The sequence below is a fragment of the Vibrio sp. 10N.222.49.C9 genome (assembly GCF_041474985.1).
GTDB classification, from domain to species: Bacteria; Pseudomonadota; Gammaproteobacteria; order Enterobacterales; family Vibrionaceae; genus Vibrio; species Vibrio crassostreae_C.
This window is the reverse complement of the sequence record NZ_JBFRVD010000670.1, coordinates 1-370: the sequence shown is the minus strand read 5'-3', so window position 1 is coordinate 370 and position 370 is coordinate 1. Positions and strand designations below refer to the sequence as shown.

The window sequence follows — 370 nt, the reverse complement described above, 5'->3', positions numbered from 1 at the left end:
AGCTGACGAAGAATACTAAGGCTTTAGGGTTTAATAGGTTGGTGGTCAAGCCTCGAGTGAAGGCTTGCTTCTTGCTATTGAGGGTAAAATCCTTACCCGGTTTTTTGTCTACCGCAGGCTTTCGAATACTTTGGATTATCGACGTTATACCGCTCAATCCCAGATAAGCCAGATAGCTACCCCCCATAAGCTGAAGCACAAGAAACAGCGTTGGGTGTGAATGAACGAGGTAGCTGATCCCTGTTAGGCTGAGGATTGAGTGAATAAGAATGCCAATAGAAAGACCAAACGCAATAGCGATGCCCGTTTGTCTTCCGTAGCGTGTTGAATTCTGTACCACTAAAGCAAAATCAGGGCCTGGGCTCATTAA

1 protein-coding gene is annotated in these 370 nt (G+C 45.7%); it reads right to left on the bottom strand.

The features are described from left to right. A partial coding sequence (locus AB4585_RS25005; protein WP_372171450.1) for a LysE family translocator occupies positions 1–370 on the bottom strand: 370 nt, incomplete at both ends.